Annotated in this window: 17 protein-coding genes; 9 read left to right on the top strand and 8 right to left on the bottom strand. The window is 50.7% G+C overall.

The annotated features are described in order from the left end of the window. Positions 1 to 10 precede the first annotated feature (10 nt). Together Q9292_RS01600 and Q9292_RS01595 are read right to left on the bottom strand one after the other, a co-directional pair. Positions 11 to 799 carry a type III pantothenate kinase gene (locus tag Q9292_RS01600; RefSeq protein ID WP_313983947.1) on the bottom strand — a complete coding sequence of 263 codons (789 nt, stop codon included), beginning with the start codon at positions 797 to 799 and terminating at the stop codon, positions 11 to 13. After that, on the bottom strand, positions 796 to 1,785 hold the full coding sequence (locus Q9292_RS01595) for a biotin--[acetyl-CoA-carboxylase] ligase (protein WP_313983944.1): 990 nt from the start codon (positions 1,783 to 1,785) through the stop codon (positions 796 to 798). Before Q9292_RS01595 ends, Q9292_RS01600 begins: the two co-directional genes overlap by 4 nt. A gap of 167 nt (positions 1,786 to 1,952) precedes the next feature. On the opposite strand from Q9292_RS01595, the gene Q9292_RS01590 reads away from it, so the two are divergent. The 8 genes from Q9292_RS01590 (at position 1,953) to Q9292_RS01555 (ending at position 11,298) form a co-directional block, all read left to right on the top strand. Next, positions 1,953 to 3,734: a glutamine--tRNA ligase/YqeY domain fusion protein gene (locus Q9292_RS01590; RefSeq protein WP_313983941.1), complete on the top strand. Its 1,782-nt coding sequence runs from the start codon at positions 1,953 to 1,955 to the stop codon at positions 3,732 to 3,734. Between the two features lie 172 nt (positions 3,735 to 3,906). Continuing rightward, positions 3,907 to 4,320: an AAA family ATPase gene (locus Q9292_RS01585; protein ID WP_313983938.1), complete on the top strand. Its 414-nt coding sequence runs from the start codon at positions 3,907 to 3,909 to the stop codon at positions 4,318 to 4,320. An 89-nt stretch (positions 4,321 to 4,409) separates the two neighbouring features. Continuing rightward, positions 4,410 to 4,583, top strand: coding sequence for a hypothetical protein (locus Q9292_RS01580; protein WP_313983936.1), 174 nt, complete (start codon positions 4,410 to 4,412; stop codon positions 4,581 to 4,583). Between the two features lie 41 nt (positions 4,584 to 4,624). Continuing rightward, the gene (locus Q9292_RS01575; protein ID WP_313983934.1) at positions 4,625 to 5,368 is read left to right on the top strand and encodes a hypothetical protein; all 744 of its coding nucleotides are present in this window, start codon (positions 4,625 to 4,627) and stop codon (positions 5,366 to 5,368) included. A 27-nt stretch (positions 5,369 to 5,395) separates the two neighbouring features. Then, positions 5,396 to 5,953, top strand: coding sequence for a flavin reductase family protein (locus tag Q9292_RS01570; protein ID WP_313983931.1), 558 nt, complete (start codon positions 5,396 to 5,398; stop codon positions 5,951 to 5,953). Between the two features lie 301 nt (positions 5,954 to 6,254). Further along, entirely contained in the window at positions 6,255 to 8,417 is a 2,163-nt protein-coding gene (locus Q9292_RS01565) for an HAD-IIB family hydrolase (protein ID WP_313983928.1), read from the top strand. A 29-nt stretch (positions 8,418 to 8,446) separates the two neighbouring features. After that, positions 8,447 to 10,396, top strand: coding sequence for an alpha-amylase family protein (locus Q9292_RS01560; protein WP_313983925.1), 1,950 nt, complete (start codon positions 8,447 to 8,449; stop codon positions 10,394 to 10,396). A 38-nt stretch (positions 10,397 to 10,434) separates the two neighbouring features. Further along, positions 10,435 to 11,298: a mechanosensitive ion channel family protein gene (locus Q9292_RS01555; protein ID WP_313983923.1), complete on the top strand. Its 864-nt coding sequence runs from the start codon at positions 10,435 to 10,437 to the stop codon at positions 11,296 to 11,298. Positions 11,299 to 11,327: 29 nt separating this feature from the next. Here the strand turns inward: Q9292_RS01555 and glmM are convergent, their stop codons facing one another. The 4 genes from glmM to rlmE all read right to left on the bottom strand — a co-directional run bounded on the left by glmM (position 11,328) and on the right by rlmE (position 16,341). After that, positions 11,328 to 12,680 (bottom strand): phosphoglucosamine mutase, encoded by a 1,353-nt coding sequence (gene glmM, locus Q9292_RS01550; RefSeq protein WP_313983920.1) that lies wholly within the window; start codon positions 12,678 to 12,680, stop codon positions 11,328 to 11,330. Positions 12,681 to 12,728: 48 nt separating this feature from the next. Continuing rightward, positions 12,729 to 13,553 carry a dihydropteroate synthase gene (gene folP, locus Q9292_RS01545; RefSeq protein WP_313983917.1) on the bottom strand — a complete coding sequence of 275 codons (825 nt, stop codon included), beginning with the start codon at positions 13,551 to 13,553 and terminating at the stop codon, positions 12,729 to 12,731. Between the two features lie 115 nt (positions 13,554 to 13,668). Further along, positions 13,669 to 15,573: an ATP-dependent zinc metalloprotease FtsH gene (gene ftsH / locus Q9292_RS01540; RefSeq protein WP_194747119.1), complete on the bottom strand. Its 1,905-nt coding sequence runs from the start codon at positions 15,571 to 15,573 to the stop codon at positions 13,669 to 13,671. Between the two features lie 147 nt (positions 15,574 to 15,720). Beyond that, complete coding sequence (gene rlmE / locus Q9292_RS01535; RefSeq protein ID WP_313983914.1) at positions 15,721 to 16,341, bottom strand: 23S rRNA (uridine(2552)-2'-O)-methyltransferase RlmE; 621 nt, start codon at positions 16,339 to 16,341, stop codon at positions 15,721 to 15,723. A 55-nt stretch (positions 16,342 to 16,396) separates the two neighbouring features. Between rlmE and yhbY the strand changes: the two genes are divergently transcribed. Beyond that, the gene (gene yhbY, locus Q9292_RS01530; RefSeq protein ID WP_194747121.1) at positions 16,397 to 16,705 is read left to right on the top strand and encodes a ribosome assembly RNA-binding protein YhbY; all 309 of its coding nucleotides are present in this window, start codon (positions 16,397 to 16,399) and stop codon (positions 16,703 to 16,705) included. Between the two features lie 63 nt (positions 16,706 to 16,768). On the opposite strand, the gene Q9292_RS01525 is transcribed toward yhbY, so the two are convergent. Then, entirely contained in the window at positions 16,769 to 17,224 is a 456-nt protein-coding gene (locus Q9292_RS01525; RefSeq protein WP_313983910.1) for a DUF4149 domain-containing protein, read from the bottom strand. Positions 17,225 to 17,282: 58 nt separating this feature from the next. Continuing rightward, positions 17,283 to 17,765, bottom strand: coding sequence for a transcription elongation factor GreA (greA, locus tag Q9292_RS01520; protein WP_194747123.1), 483 nt, complete (start codon positions 17,763 to 17,765; stop codon positions 17,283 to 17,285). Positions 17,766 to 17,798: the final 33 nt, after the last annotated feature.

Genomic DNA, 17,798 nt, shown 5'->3' with positions numbered 1-17,798 from the left:
CTTATACTTTTCATTCGTCTGAACACTCAGCCAGGCAGGCCAATCCCTTTAATACCAGATTATCCACAATAATCGCCTGTGCTGACAATGCATGCGGCAAATATCTGGCGATTAAATCTGCATCGCCGCCACTCATGAACAATAAAGGCACATGACCCAGCTGCTGGCACAAGCGCGCATATTGGGCAGCCACCGAAGCAGCCAGCGCCTGCACGCAGCCCACCCACATGGCATGCTGGCTATTTTGCGCAAAGCCCTCCGTGCCAGCGTCAAGGTCGGGATAGGCATAATCGAGTTGCGCCGCCCCCTGTTGCAAACTTTGCCACATCAGTCGTAACCCAGGCTGGATACTGCCGCCAGCAAACATCGCCTGTGCTTGCTTAACTTCTTGCTTGACTAGCAGCGCATCCATCGTCATTGCGGTACCCGCACTGACGACCAATGCTGATTGGCCCTCGCTACGCCATACCGCTAACAGGCTGCACCAGCGGTCGCTACCCAGTTGCGAAGGTTGACTGTAGCCGTTTTGCAAACCCAAGGCTAAAGAGGTGGCGACAATAGCTCGCAAACGTTGATCCCGCTCGGGCAAGGCTTGCAGCCAGCGCTCGCCCGCCACATTGCTTAAATAGATTTGGCTCGCCTTAGCAATCGCGGCGTGCAAGGCTTGCGCCTGTGCGGTGCCCTCAAACCAGTCTTGATTATCCAGGGTATTGATCTGCAGCGCTTTCGACTGGCTCGATTGCTCTGGGCACCAGGCCCATTTGGTGCGGCTATTGCCAGCGTCAATCAGCAGTTTCATGCCGCACTCCGCACACTGATTTCGCCTGCGTTAAAGCGCTGAATACCGGCAGCGGTTTCCACCAGCAAACTGCCCTCTTCAGCTACGCCAACCACGCGACCGGGAACCGACTGGCCATTGGCTAACAGCAGATTCACAGCTTGCTGCTCAAAAGCATGATACGCCGTCCACTCGGGCTGAAAATAGGCAAAACCATGCTCGGCAAACAGGCTTAAGTGTTGCGCCAACTGGTTCAAGCAGTGGCCGAGCAAGTGGTTAGGGTCTACAGGCGCACCCGCCAACTGATTTAGGCCCATCGCCGCCTGGTCAATCTGCTGTTGTAAATCGGCCTCCAATTCCAAATTGAGGCCTATGCCGATCACGGCTGCACTTGGGCCTTCCATATCCCCTTGCAGCTCAATCAGAATCCCGCCCAGCTTGTGCCAACTGCCCGCTTGCAACACCAGCAAGTCATTCGGCCATTTTAAGCGCACGCTGGTTAAGCCCATCGTGTGCAACGCCCGTACTAAAGCCAAACCGACCACTAGGCTCAAGCCAGACAAGCCCGCCGCGCCACATTGAAAGCGCCAGAGCAATGAAAAAGTCAGGCTACCCCCCAATTGAGAATGCCAGGAACGGCCGCGTCGACCGCGCCCGGCTGTCTGCATATGCGCCGCCACACAGGTCGCATGGGCAATACCGCGCGCACTCTCCTGCATTAAATAGCGGTTAGTTGAATCCACCTGCGCCAGCACTTGCACATGAAACCAGGGCGCATAGTCACCACAGGCCTGGGTAATTTGATCCGCATCGAGCAAGGTCAGCGGCTTGGGCAAGCGATATCCGCGTCCACGGACTGAAAACACCTTGATGCCTAGCTGCTCAGCAGATTGAATCGCGTTATATACCGTGGCGCGCGTGACGCCAAAACGCTGGGCCAAGTCTTCACCAGAGTGAAATTTGCCATCCGCCAGCACGGCCAGAATAGGAAATGCCAGCTTGTTCATAACAACCGGTGAGTGGCGATAATCATGCGTATATTCATAGCCCGCAGTGTAGCATACCCGCCCTGTCAGGCCGGGCGATAAAAGCCCGAAACGCCCTGTATTAAGCGTTTTGGGTCAGGTCGCTAACCGTGTAAAATAAGCACACTTTAGCAACTTCAAGAACCGCCATGTCTACACAAAAAGAACCGATCCCCGCCGCCTCCAATTTTATCCGCGCTATTGTTGATAGAGACCTTACCGAAGAAAAATATGCCGAAAAGAAATGGGCTGGTACGCCAGGCGATGCCGCGCATCACGCCACCGGACAAACCGATTTTGCTAAAATTCGCACCCGTTTTCCGCCCGAGCCGAATGGTTATTTGCACATCGGCCATGCCAAATCGGTGTTTCTCAACTTTGGGTTAGCGCGTGATTATGGCGGCATCTGTCATATGCGTTTTGACGACACCAACCCAGAAAAAGAAAGCCAGGAATATGTAGATAGCATCACTGAGATGGTGCGGTGGCTGGGCTTTGACTGGGACAATACCCGCCCGGATGGCAGCAAAGAAGACAATCTCTACTTTGCCAGCGATTATTTTGACTTTATGTATGCCGCTGCCGAGGCCTTGATTCAACGCGGACAAGCCTATGTCGATGCGCAAAGCGCCGATGAAATGCGTATCAACCGCGGCACGCTGACCGAGCCAGGTAAAAACTCGCCATTCCGCGACCGCAGTGCAGAAGAAAATCTGCGCATCTTCAGAGAAATGCGCGATGGTAAGCACGCCGATGGCAGCATGGTGTTACGCGCGAAAATTGATATGGCCTCGCCCAACATCAATATGCGTGACCCCGCGATTTACCGTATCCGCCGCGCCCACCACCACAACACCGGTGACAAATGGTGCATCTACCCTATGTACACCTTCGCGCATCCGATTGAGGATGCCCTGGAAACCATAACCCACTCCATCTGCACGCTAGAATTTGAAGACCAGCGCCCTTTCTACGATTGGCTGATGGACAATCTGGCTGATGCCGGAATGATTAACAAACCGGTGCCTTACCAATATGAGTTTGCACGCCTCAACCTGACCTATGTTGTACTCTCCAAACGCAAGCTGATTCAACTGGTCGAAGAAAAACACGTCACTGGCTGGGACGACCCTCGCTTGCCGACACTGGCGGGCGCGCGTCGCCGTGGCTATGCTCCTGAAGGTTTCAAACTATTCACTGACCGCATCGGCGTGTCTAAAGCGGACTCATGGATAGAGTACAGCATCCTCGAAGACTGTATGCGCGAAGTCCTCAACGAATCCGCACCGCGCAAAATCGGCGTGCTCGACCCGATCAAACTGGTGATTGATAATTACCCAGAGGGCCAAGACGAAGATTGCTACGCCCCTAACCACCCGCAAAACCCTGAGCTGGGCAAACGCGTGGTCAAACTCTCCAAAGAGCTGTGGATAGAGCGCGAAGACTTTATGGAAGAGCCCTCAAAAGGCTACTTCCGCCTGTTCCCAGGCAACATGGTGCGCCTGCGTTACGGCTACGTGGTCAAATGCCTGAGCTGTGAAAAAGATGCGGCTGGCAACGTCACCACCGTGCATTGCGAATACCTGCCAGACACCAAGTCCGGCACGCCGGGGGCTGATAGCGTTAAAGTCAAAGGCAATATCCACTGGGTCAGCGCCAATCACGCCTACACCGCAGAAATCCGCCTGTATGACCGACTGTTTAAAGACCCGCATCCAGGCAGTGGCGATAAAGACTTTTTGGATGACATTAACCCTGATTCTGTCAAAGTCATCACTGCCCAGCTGGAACAAAGCGCCCAGGAAGCCAACCCAGGCGACAGTTACCAGTTTGAGCGTCACGGCTATTTTGTCGCCGACCGCAAAGACAGTGTGGCAGGTAAGCCAGTGTTTAACAGGACGGTGACATTGAAGGATACTTGGCAGAAATAATGGATAAGAGCCACGCCAATCATTCATCTTTCCCTCAAAGGCGGGAACTCAGCTTGGATGAGCAAGCGTGGCTAACTATTTCCAAGCAACGTCTGGATGACATCCTTTCTAACAAAGTAAAAACCATCCCAGCCGAAGTCGTTTTTGAAAGAATTGACCAACTTCTAGGCCGATGAAAAAAGTCATCATTATTGCAGGTCCAAACGGCGCAGGAAAAACTACCTTTGCCCGTGAATACTTGCCTAATGAGGCCAATTGTCCAATCTTTATCAATGCCGACCTTATTGCGGCCGGGTTGGCACCCTTCTCTCCTGAAACGGCTGCGGTAAAAGCGGCAAGACTCATGCTGAAAGAAATTGAGTCTAATGTGAAAGCTGGCAACAGTTTTGCGATTGAAACAACGCTTTCAGGCAAAACCTATGCAAAAGATATTCTTGCATGGAAAAAACTTGGCTATCACATCACAATAACTTTCCTCAGCCTGCCTGACCCAGAAATTGCAATCGCCAGGGTTGCCGCAAGAGTTTCCGCTGGTGGGCACAATATCCCAGAAGCGACATTAGGCGTAGATTCAAAGCTGGCTTAAATAACTTTCATGAGCTTTACAGTAAATTCATGGTCTTTGTATGACAATTCTGGCAACGAACCAAAATCAATCTCACGAGGCGTAAATCTATGACTGAAAAAGAAAAGTTGATAGAAAAAGAGTTTGAGGATATAGATCAAGCACTACGTCGCGCTGCTCAAGCAGCAAAAAAAATAGCTGAACTGCATGGTACGCCTTATGTAGTTACAGAAAATATTAGCGGGGATACCTTAAAACAAAAAGCTGTTACATATAAACGCTAATTTATGACGGTTTGTAAATAAGCCTATTTCAAGAGTTGCTGATGCGAAAGTACATTAAGAAAGTTTCTCACAGAAAATTTATTGATATATGGCTAGCAAGGCTTAGTCATTTATCTCAACTTGGGCTCTTAATTATCGCCGCTTATGGCTATGTCTACACAGTATTGCCTGTTTATCAAAAATCATTATTAGATGAACAAATAGCAAAAAAAGAATTAGAGCTTAAAGAAGTACAGCTTCAACTAGACAAATCCTACAAACTTAACAGAAATGAAGTACTTAAAAACTTTGTCCAAGTCTCGATTTACAACTGTACCGGCATTAATAAATTACCGGAAAACGCTGTTGATAACTTCAAGAAAAGGCTGACAATCAAAGAACTCCTAGCGGAGTCTTTCAATATTGATATGAATAAGTGCATTTTCACTCCATTCTACAAATATCAAGCACTAAAAGACTCTTTAAGGGAAAGCGATTACCAGACTTTATTGGCGCATGTTAATTCAACATCCGAAAAGCTGAATCAACTAAAACTTAGCTATATCAATAAATTTAATTCTTTTGAGAAAGAAGCAAAAAATGACCCTGCACTTTTGGATAACATTAATATTGAGAAGTCTTTCAGATATAAATTACTAAATATTCCTAACCTTGATTTAAGAAAAGATCATGACTTGGAAATTCAATCAATAAAAATCGAGCAAGGTCTGGCAGACATTTGCGCCGAATTTAGGAGGTCAGTCTCCAAAGAAATTGATTTGCTTCTAAAGATCAATTGGGAATGACTCTTACCAACTAATTAGTTCAACAAAATGGCTAAACAAGTAGACTTAATTTCATCACATCGCTTACTCAACCACGGGCCGACAACCATTATCACCTCTGCCCATGCGGACAAGAGAAACATCATGGCCGCCGCCTGGGTGTGCGCTTTAGACTTTAATCCACCCAAAGTCACCGTCGTCATTGACAGCAAAACCTACAGCCGCGAGTTGATGGAGGCCGAAGGAACATTTGCTATCAACCTGCCGTGCGTGAAGCAAATCGAGATGGTGAAAAAGGTAGGCAGTATCAGCGGCCGCGATTTGGCAGGCACAGACAAGTTTGCGGAATACGGCATTGAGACCTTTGCCGCACAAGAGATTAGCGCGCCACTGGTGAAGGATTGCGTGGCGTGGCTGGAGTGCAAGATTATCCCCGAGCCGCATAACCAGAACACTTACGATTTATTTATTGCGGAAGTGGTGGCGGCACATGCCGATGCGCGTATATTTAGTGATGGCCGCTGGCATTTTGAGGGGCATGACGAGTTACGCACCATCCACCATATTGCGGGTGGCGTATTCTATGCTACTGGTCAAGCCTACTAGCCTCTAACTCATGTAAAAAATCAGCCCTGCCCTGTTGGTCAGGGCTTTTTTATTGCCTGCGATCTTGTTAAAAGTTGAAACTTTTTATTTTAAATTGATGTCAATTTATTAGCCTGTAGTTGAAATAGGGGTATTACAGGCCTGATATCCCGCTTATTTCCCTCGCGGAAAACATGGATGCAAGCAGCATCTTTCAATCTAATGGACGTGAAGTCCTGCAGCATTTTTCATCATGATCAATTGCAGTTGCCAGGCCTGAGGTGCAATTGCCTTGCTTTGTGGTGAGCCAGTGGAGGTAGCCATGCGTGTGAATAAAAAAGAACCCTCAGAATCCTTGTACGTGCTGCTAATCAGCGTACATGGTTTGATTCGTGGCCAGCAACTTGAGCTGGGCGTGGATGCCGATACCGGTGGACAATGCACTTATGTACTGGATTTGGCAAATGCATTGGCGGAGCATCCGCAGGTCGGCAAGGTCGATCTGATGACGCGGTTGATCGACGACCCGCAGGTGGCGAGCGATTATGCGCAGCCTGAAGAGAAACTTAGCGATAAGGCCCGCATTATCCGCTTTCCATGCGGGCCCAAGCGCTACATCCGCAAAGAGTTGTTATGGCCACATCTGGATCAGATGGTGGACCGTTGCCTACACTATTTACGTCAACAAGGCCGCTTGCCAGATGTGATCCATTCCCACTATGCCGACGCCGGCTATGTGGGCCGCCAGTTGTCTATGCTGCTGGGCATTCCGCTCATTCATACCGGCCATTCACTGGGCAAACCCAAGCAGGCGCGGCTGCTTTCCAGTGGACGCAAGGCAGACAAGATTGAAAAGCAGTTTAATTTTGAGCGCCGCATTGCCGAGGAGGATGCGCTGATTCAGCATGCTTCGATGATCGTGACCAGCACACGCCAGGAAGTTGAGCTGCAATATGGCATGTATGCGCAAGCCGATCATCAGCGATTCCGCGTCATCCCGCCCGGTACAGATACATCGCGCTTTTCGCCGCCAGGCCGCCGGGCAATACCGGCAACGCTGGAGCAAAGTATCCATCGCTTTTTGCATGACCCGAAAAAGCCGATGATTTTGTGTATTTGCCGGCCCGAGGTGCGCAAAAACATCAAGGGTTTGCTAGCAGCCTATGGCAGCCACCCGGCGCTGCAAAAGAAGGCTAACCTGGTGCTGGTCGCCGGTAGCCGAGAGCGCATTCGAGACCTGGAAAAATCGCAGGCACAGGTGTTGAATGAATTGCTGCTGGATATTGATGCCTATGACTTATGGGGCAAAGTAGCGATTCCCAAAAGTCATGCGCAAGAAGATATCCCAGAGCTGTACCGCATGGCGGCCAAAAGCCGTGGCGTATTTATCAACGCCGCCTTTACTGAGCCTTTTGGGCTGACCTTGCTCGAAGCCGCGGCTTGCGGCCTGCCGGTGATTGCACCAGATGATGGCGGTCCGCGCGATATTCTGGCCAATTGTCATCATGGCCTGCTGGTAGACACGCTCGATAGCGATGCGATTGCAGACGCACTGCTCTCAGCCCTCACGGATAAAGCACGCTGGCACAAATGGGCCAAGAGCGGCGTCTTGAACGTCAAACGCCATTACACCTGGGCGGGCCATGTGAACAAATATGTCAGAGAGGTACACCAACTGCTAAGAAAACAACGCAAAAACCTGCGCAAGCAGCAAGTCGCGCTGCATCAAGGCAAGTCACCGATCCCGCTGGCAAAATATGCATTTATCACAGACATAGACAACACCTTGCTTGGCAACCAACAGGGGCAGCTTGACCTGGTGGAATGGCTGGTGGCCAATGTCGGCTATAACATTTTTGGCATCGCCACCGGCCGCCCACTGGAGAGTGCGATTGAGATATTGCGTAAAAACAATATTCCTATCCCGGATGTGCTCATTACCTCCGTCGGCTCGGAAATTCACTATGGGCTCAACCGCACGCCAGATATCGGCTGGGCTAACCATATCCGCCATTTATGGCGACGTGATGACTTGCTGAAAGCGTTAGCGGAGTTGCCTGGGCTACGTCTGCAATCTGCTGAAAACCAGCGTGAATTCAAAATTTCTTATGTGGTGGATGCCAGCAAGATGCCGCCTGTGAAAAAAATCCGACAGCATCTGCGCAAACAGGGGCTGCACGCGCAAATCATTTATTCACACGGTGAGTTTCTGGATATCTTGCCGGTTCGCGCTTCCAAAGGCCATGCCATCCGCTATTTGTCTTACAAATGGGATTTGCCACTGGCCAACTTCTTAGTGGCAGGCGACTCTGGCAATGATATTGAGATGCTGATGGGCGACACCATGGCCGTCGTAGTGGGTAACCATAGCGAAGAACTGGCACATTTAAAAGGCATGCCACGGATCTTTTTTGCCGAGGCCACGCATGCCCACGGCATTCTGGAGGGCATGCGCCATTATAAATTCGGCAGCGCAACAGCCTGAAATAATCAGATCAACAAGGACCTCGATACATGTACGAACAAATTTCCCACGCGGTGTTGAACGAGATTCTGTCTTCGTTCAAACAACCGGCTGGCAAAGACTGGCACTATTTTTATACTCGGCTGGGTGCTAACTTTTACGCCATTTATTCGCTGTTTCAGCATCTTTATGGTCAGCGCGAAGACTTTAAGCCACAACTGGGGCGGCTGGTGGAGGTGCTGGCGACACAATATGCACAGCGCGCGCCACATTTGCGCGCAAAAGACCTGGAGCGCGAAAAAAACCATGACTGGTTTATGCAGCAAAAGTGGGTAGGCATGGCGCTCTACAGCCAGGGCTTTGCGGGCAGCCTGGCAAATATGCGTGACAAGCTGCCCTATATGCAAGATCTCGGCATCAACCTCGTCCATATCATGCCGATTTGTGACTGCCCGGCGCATGAGAATGATGGCGGCTATGCGGTGCGCGACTTCAGGAAAGTGGATGCGCGCCATGGCACGATGGAGGATTTGGAACAGTTGATTGCCGCCATGCAGCAGTGCGGAATCCTGCTAACGCTGGATGTGGTGGTCAACCATACCTCAGATGAGCATGCCTGGGCGCAACAAGCCAAACAAGGCAACCAGACCTATCAGGATTATTACTTCATGTATCCTGACCGCACGCTGCCTGATCTGTTTGAAAGCGCCATGCCGGAAGTGTTTCCTGAACAGGCCCCAGGCAGTTTTACCTTTAACGCCGACACCGGCAAATGGGTGATGACGGTCTTTAATCATTACCAGTGGGACCTCAACTACACCAACCCTGCCGTATTTATTGAGATGGTGGACATCATTCTGTTTTGGGCAAACAAGGGCGTAGATATTCTACGGCTGGATGCCGTAGCGTTTTTGTGGAAAAAAATCGGTAGCAGCTGCCAGAACGAGCGCGAAGCCCACCTGATTTTGCAATTGCTCAAGGATTGTTGCCAGATTGCAGCCCCCGGCGTGATCTTTATTGCCGAAGCGATTGTCTCGCCGACAGAAATTATCAAATACTTTGGTGAAGATGCCATTAACGCCAAGGAATGTGAAATTGCCTATAACGCCACGTTTATGGCACTACTTTGGGATGCAGTCGCCACCAAACGTACCGTATTACTGACCAAGGGCGTGGAGGACTTGCCGGAAAAACTGGACCGCGCAACCTGGCTCAATTATGTGCGCTGCCATGATGATATTGGTCTTGGCTTTAGTGATAAAGCCATTATCGAAGCCGGATTTGAACCGGTGTCACATCGCCGCTTTTTGGTCGATTATTACACCGGACATTACCCTGAATCGAATGCACGCGGCTTTGCCTTTGGCGTCAACAAAAAAACCGGCGATGCCCGCATATCTGGTGCGCTGGCGTCACTGGCCGGGCTGGAAATGGCCCTGCAAACACAGGATCCGCTGGCGATTGAAAATGCGATCAAAACCATCGTCTTGTTGCATAACCTGATTTTGTCGTTTGGCGGGATCCCGCTGATTTACTATGGCGATGCGGTTGGTACGCTCAATAACGACAGTTATCTGCAAGATGAAAACAAAATGCACGACAACCGCTGGGTACACAGACCGACACTGGACTGGGAGGTGATGGCGCGTCGTCACCAGCCAGGCACCGTCGAACAACGGATTTTCAGCCAGATCAAGCAACTGATTGCGATCCGCAAGGAGACTTCAGCCTTTGCCGATTTAAACAACCGCGCGCTGATTACACAAGACAATCCGCACCTGTTCGCCTTCCACCGCTATGTGCCATCGGGCATGCATGCCAACGTGGTGGTAATTGCCAACTTTGCCACACAAGCGCAACAGGTCAACCTGCAGCCGTTTAAGCAACGCAGCCTGTTTAAAGCCAGGATGATGACGGATTTATGCAGTGGCTCAACGATCTCCACCGAGCAGGAGACTCTAGAAATCCCGACCCTGACCGCTTACTGGCTCTCCAGTTAGTGCATTTACTTTATTGATCGAAAGGAGTGTTTGACACCATGTCTTGGTTTACATACTTAGGAATAGAGCAACCAGCGGAAATACTGGCGCTGGTAAAAACCCTGCTGCGTATTTTTTTCATTATTGGCGTGGCTTATTTTCTCAACCGGCTGAGCAAAAGCCTGATTGTGAAACTCAGAGATAAGCTCAACTCCAGGCAAGTAGACAACCTGGAAGAGATCAAACGCCTCAACACGCTCAGCATGGTGCTGCGGTATATCGTCACCACCGTGATTCTGGCGATTACCGTGGTTGAAATCCTGCATGAGCTTGGGATTTCTATTGCGCCGGTACTGGCGGCAGCCGGGGTCGTTGGTTTGGCAGTGGGTTTTGGCGCACAGAGCTTGGTCAAGGATTATTTTAATGGTTTTTTTCTGCTACTCGAAAACCAGATTCGCAAAGATGATGTCGTGGAAATTGCCGACAAAGCTGGCTTGGTGGAAGAAATTACGCTGCGTTATGTGAAGATGCGCGATTACGAAGGCAATGTGCATTATGTGCCCAATGGCCAGATCACCACGGTAACCAATCGCTCACGCGACTTTGCCTATGCCGTGATGGATATCCGGGTGGCGTATGAGGAAAACCTCAGTAAAGTGATGCAAATCATGCATGAAGTGGGTGCCAGTATTGTGCAGGATGCCGAGCTGGCTAATAAAGTATTGGATAAGCTGGAAATTGCCGGGGTGGACAATCTGGCCGAGTCTGCCGTCATCATCCGCTGCCGCATCAAGGTACGGCCGCTGGAACAATGGACAGTCAAGCGCGCTTATTTACAGCGGATTAAGAATGCCTTTGATGCGCAACAGATTGAAATTCCGTTCCCACAACTCACGGTCTATCAAAATCAGCTGGCGGCCTAAGACGGCTGCTTGCAAAGGAGCCAAGCCACTCAGGCAGCCAGTTGACGAATCACTGCTGCCAGTTGCTCTGCCTGCGCTTGTACCAACGCGTGGTTTAGGCCCTCCACCATCACGCGGATTTTGGGCTCAGTGCCAGAAGCACGTAACAAGACCCTGCCCTCACCTTTGAGCGCCGTCTCGGCTTGCTGCACGGCGGTTTGCACGGCCGCCTGGTTCAAGTCCAGCTTTTGTTTGGTGGTTACATTAATCAACACCTGCGGATATAGCGTCAGGTCAGCACCCAGCTGTTGCAAGGACTTGCCGCTTTCACGCAAGGACTGCAACACCTGCAGGGCAGCAATAATCGCATCACCACTCGAGTGTTTATCCAGCGTGAGGATATGGCCAGAATTCTCCCCGCCCAGTTTCCAGTTTTTTTCCTGCAACAGCTCCAACACATAGCGGTCGCCGACATTGGCACGGCCAAACGGAATCTGATGCTTTTGCAAGGCGTGTTCCAGGGCCAAATTTGTCATGAGGGTACCGGCCACGCCGCCCTTGAGTTTGCCTTTGGCATACAGGCCCATGGCAATAATATAAAGTAACTGGTCACCATCCAGCAGCTTACCTGCACCATCGACCATCATGACACGGTCGCCATCGCCATCAAAGGCAATGCCTAAATCTGCCTGATGTTCCACCACGGCTTTTTGCAGGGCTTGCGGGTGAGTGGAACCCACCTGCTCGTTAATATTGAGGCCATCAGGATGATTGCCTATAGCGATGACGTCTGCCCCCAACTCATGGAACACCGGCGGCGCGACATGGTAGGTGGCGCCATGCGCACAATCGAGCACAATTTTGAGGCCACGCAGATCAAGGTGATTGGGAAACGTGCTTTTACAGAATTCGACATAGCGGCCCGCTGCGTCATCGACACGCTTCGCTTTGCCCAGTTGCGCGGAATCCATGACCTGCATGGGCTGAGCCAGCGCGGCCTCAATCGCATACTCGATCTCGTCCGGTAACTTGGTGCCCTGCGCAGAGAAAAACTTGATCCCGTTATCATAATAAGGGTTGTGTGAAGCAGAAATCACAATGCCGGCCTGCGCACGCAAGGCACGCGTTAGATAAGCCACGGCAGGCGTCGGCATGGGGCCAGTCAGCAGCACATCCACCCCAGCAGCAGACAATCCGGCCTCCAGGGACGCTTCCAGCATATAGCCAGAAATCCGCGTATCTTTGCCTATCAATACTGTGGGGCGTTTACCCGCAGGCAAGTGTTCATGGCTGGCCAATACACGTCCGGCTGCATAGCCCAAGCGCATGACAAACTCTGGCGTAATCACCGACTCTCCGACGCGTCCGCGAATGCCATCTGTACCGAAATATTGCTTACCCATGTGTGTATCCTTTAATCGTTATGCTTATGTATGGTCATGCTGAGCTGGCTATTTAAGTGCAGCAACCACCTTGAGGGCTTCAACCGTCGCCTTGACATCGTGCACGCGTAACAGATGTGCGCCTTGCATGGCACTAATTACGGCAGCAGCTACACTGGCGTGCAATCTGGCGTCGACATCGTTGCCCGTCATTTGTCCCAATACCGATTTACGCGACAGGCCAACCAGCAATGGGCAGCCCAGTTCGCTAAATTCAGGCAAAGCCTTGGCCAGGGCAATATTGTGCGCGCGCGTTTTACCAAAGCCAAAGCCTGGGTCCAGCATAATGCGGTCTTGGGCGATGCCTGCCGCCAGACATATATCACGCTGGGTCTGCAAAAACAGTTTCACCTCAGCCACCACATCCTCATAATGAGGACCCAGCTGCATGGTTTGCGGCATGCCTTGCATATGCATGATGCAAACACCGGCATCGCTCTTGGCAACCACCTCAAGCGCGCCAGGTTCCTGCAAGCCTCTCACATCATTGACGATGCTGGCGCCAGCCGCAATCGCGGCCTGCATCACGGCAGGCTTATAAGTATCAATGGAGATCGGAACGGGAATATCGCGTGCGACCAGTGCCTCTATCACCGGCACCACGCGTTGTAATTCTTCGGTCAGGGAGACAGGTGTCGCATTAGGCCGCGTAGACTCACCACCGATATCGAGCACCGCGGCGCCTTGTTCGATCAATGTCAACGCATGATGCACCGCGGCATCCACCTGCTGGAATTGACCGCCATCGGAAAAGGAGTCCGGCGTAACATTGACGATACCCATGACTTGGGGCTGGTCAAAATTGAGACGAAAACGTCCACAATGAAAGAGCATAGGTCATTGATTTCCAAAAAAACAAAGGCTGGCAAAAGCCAGCCTTGTTATTTTAACTGAAAGCCAGGTTGTCACAAACATGTGGCCAACCTGAACCTCAATCTTTAGTTAGGCTTTAGGTCTCAGTATCATCGCCTTTTGCCGTTGGTTGTGGTGCCGGGTTTACCATGGTGCCTGAACCACTGCCACCAGAACTAATGGTAGGTCCATTTTTCTGCTTGGGTGGACGCACTGGCAAACCAGCCATAATGTCATTGACCTGATCAGCATCAATGGTTTCGAACTCCATCAAGGCTTTAGTCATCGCCTCCACTTTGTCGCGGTTATCTTCAAGCAATTTGCGCGCAATCGCATATTGCTCATCCAGGATACGGCGAATTTCAGCATCGACTTTTTGCTGCGTGGCTTCTGAGACGGTCCGTGAAGACATACTGCCCATCCAGGAATCCTGCTCGCTACCTGCATAGACCATGGTCCCCAGCGAATCGGACATCCCGAACTTGGTCACCATGTCACGCGCCATTTTAGTCGCACGCTCAAAGTCATTCGAAGCGCCGGTAGACATCTGGTGCATGAAGATTTCTTCAGCAATCCGGCCACCAAACAGAATCGAGATATCTTCCAGCATTTTGTCCTTGTAATTGCTGATACGGTCATGCTCAGGCAACTGCCAGGTCAAGCCCAGCGCCCAGCCACGCGGCATAATGGTGACCTTGTGCACAGGATCCGCTTTCGGCAGCAACTTGGCGACCACCGCATGCCCAGACTCATGATAGGCCGTATTCAAACGCTCCTCTTCACGCATCACCATAGACTTGCGCTCTGGGCCCATGAAGATTTTGTCTTTGGCATCCTCAAAATCTTGCATATCTACCGTGCGTTTATTACGACGTGCAGCGAACAATGCCGCTTCGTTGACCAGGTTAGCAAGATCAGCACCACTAAAGCCTGGTGTACCACGGGCAAGAATATCCGCTCTCACATCTGGATCAATGGGCACTTTACGCATATGCACATTGAGGATTTGCTCACGACCTTTGATGTCTGGCAAGCCGACCATGACCTGACGGTCAAAACGGCCAGGACGCAATAATGCTTTATCCAGAACATCGGCACGGTTAGTTGCCGCAATCACGATCACACCGGAATTGGCCTCAAAACCATCCATCTCAACCAACATCTGGTTCAACGTTTGCTCGCGCTCATCGTTACCGCCACCCGTACCGGCACCGCGGTGACGACCGACCGCATCAATCTCATCGATAAATACGATACAAGGGGAGTTCTTTTTGGCGGTTTCAAACATGTCACGCACACGCGCAGCACCCACACCAACAAACATTTCCACAAAGTCAGAGCCAGAGATACTGAAGAACGGGACTTTGGCTTCACCGGCAATCGCACGGGCCAGCAAGGTCTTACCGGTCCCAGGCGGGCCTACCATCAATACGCCACGCGGGATGCGGCCACCCAGTTTCTGAAACTTGCTTGGGTCCTTCAAGAACTCAACCAACTCAGCCACTTCTTCTTTGGCTTCATCGCAACCGGCCACATCAGCAAATGTGGTGCTGTTGTTGGATTCATCCAGTTGACGTGCCTTGCTCTTGCCGAACGAGAATGGGCCACCACCCTTGCCTCCACCTTGCATCTGGCGCATGAAGAAAATCCATACACCGATTAATAAGATCATGGGGAACCAGGAGACAAAAATGCTCATAAGCATGGACTCATGCTCTTCTGGCTTAGCTTCTACGATAACGTTATTTTTAAGCAGGTCTGATACCAACCATGGATCGGAAGGCGAGAATGTCTCATAGTTTTTGCCCTCGTTGGTAGTCACATGCAAAGAGCGACCATCAATCTGCACCTTGGCTACGCGGCCATCCTTGACCTCTTGCATGAACTGAGAGTAAACCACCTGGCCACTGCTTCTGCCCGTGCCGCTAAATTGATTAAATACCGTCATCAGCAACAAGGCAATTGCTACCCAAATCGCGATATTCTTCAGTAGATTATTCAAAGTGGTTCCTTAACTTTAAAAACGAAAGGCAGGGAGAATCCCTAAGAAAACAATGGAGGCAAAGCCCATAATTTCAAGCCTTCAATGGCATTGTATACCCATTTTTTTGCTTGTGCGATCAAACTAAACGCAAAAAAGCATTGCAATTCAAGCTTTTCGCTGCAAGCCCAGCAGATACACTTCACTGCTACGATCACGCGAGGCTTTAGGTTTACGTGTAACGACTTTGGCAAACTGGCCTCGCATTTGTTTCACAATTTCCTCAAAGCCACTGCCGATAAAGACTTTGACCAGAAAGTTGCCGCCCGGTTTCAACCAATGCTGACAAAAATCCAGGGCGAGTTCCGTCAAATAAGTCGCCCCTGCCTGATCAACATCTTTGAGTCCGCTCATGTTAGGCGCCATGTCGGCAATCACCAGATCGACCAGCTTGCCATTCAGCGAGGCCTCCAATTGCTGCAGCACCGTTTCTTCGCGAAAATCACCGCAAATAAATTCCACACCGGGAATCGGATGCATCTCCAGAATATCCAGTGCAATCACGCGGCCCTGGCCTTTGATGCGCTGGACCGCGACCTGTGACCAGCTGCCAGGTGTAGATCCCAGATCCACTACGGTCATGCCAGGCTTGATCAATTTATCTTTATCGTCAATTTCGAGCAGCTTATAAGCAGCGCGGGCACGGTAGCCGTCTTTTTGCGCACGCTTGACGAATTCGTCACTGAGATGCTCTTGCATCCAGGCTTTACTGGTTTTGGAGGGTTTCATAGGGGGAATTCCTGCTTCATGCTAAAATGCGGTCTGTTTACAAGGAATATTTTGCATGCAATTAAACAGCAAACAAATCGCTTATTTACGTGGTCTGGCACACAATTTAAATCCGGTAGTCATGATAGGCAACAATGGCCTGACAGACGCGGTACTCAAGGAAATTGAGGTCAGCCTCAATGCCCACGAGCTTATCAAAGTGCAAGTGGCGGGCGATGACCGCGATTTGCGTAAATCATTATTCGAAGAGATCGCCGATAAAGCGGGCGCCATCGCTGTGCACCATATCGGCAAACAACTGGTGTTTTATCGCGCCAGCGAAACCGTGAAAGCCTCAGCGAAGATCGTGATCCCCAAGCTGTAATCAAGCTCACAAACACGCCTGATACAAAAAACGCGCATTCCTTTGCGCGTTTTTTTATTGGCCTCAGTTCGACTTGACCACCAACCAGACGCCTAACAAACACTCAATCATGTAAGCAATACTCGCCACACCATGCCAGGTTTTAAAGCGGCTGGCGAACACACTTTGCATCACATCGTTTGGCAGAGCACTGGCTTTGAGCTGAGCCAATAATGGCTGGATGCCAAACTCGCCAATCAGGACCAGTATCCACATGATGAGGATCACCCAGAACAGGCCTTGCTTGAATGCGGAAAAACCGTCACTCGCCAGCCGCTGGATCAACAACCACAAGCCGCTGACAAGCCCAATGTAGCTGACATTGGTAAACAACTTTCCTGCTACGTTTCCGGCCAGCATATGGTCAGGAATGGTTTTGAACAGCACACTGGCGGTGATGGCGGTCATCCACAAAGCCCCCACCCACAACGTAAGTAAGACCGGGTTTAACCATCCGGTGAGTCCTGATTGTTTGGCCATCGCTGCTACGCTCCTATTTTCTGCTATTCACGCATCCCAGATGATTCAATCGCAAGGACTAAACGTAGAGTACCTCAATGATTTCGTACTCTTTCACGCCGCCCGGTGATTGGATTTCAACGACTTCACCCTCAGACTTGCCAATCAGGCCACGTGCAATTGGCGAACTGACCGAGATTTTGCCATTTTTGATATCCGCTTCGTCCTCACCCACGATCTGGTAAGTTTTGGCATCGCCAGAATCAAGGTCTTCAAACCTGACGGTTGCGCCAAACACCACACGGCCCTCAGCATTGAGCATGGTTGGATCAATGATTTGCAGATTGGACAATTTCGCCTCAAGCTCGGCAATCCGGCCTTCGATAAAGCTCTGGCGCTCTTTGGCTGACTCATACTCTGCGTTCTCAGACAAGTCGCCTTGTGCCCGCGCTTCAGCGATCGCCTGGATAATATTGGGTCTATCCACCGCGCGCAAACGTTGTAATTCTTCTTTGAGCAATTCTGCACCTTTCACGGTGACAGGAATCTGATTGACTGCCATGATGAAAATACCTTCAAAAAATGAGTATAAAAA

It is taken from the genome of Methylophilus sp. VKM B-3414 (assembly GCF_032248435.1).
GTDB classification, from domain to species: domain Bacteria; phylum Pseudomonadota; class Gammaproteobacteria; order Burkholderiales; family Methylophilaceae; genus Methylophilus; species Methylophilus glucosoxydans.
The sequence above is the reverse complement of the archived record's forward strand: the minus strand, read 5'-3'. Positions and strand labels throughout refer to the sequence as shown.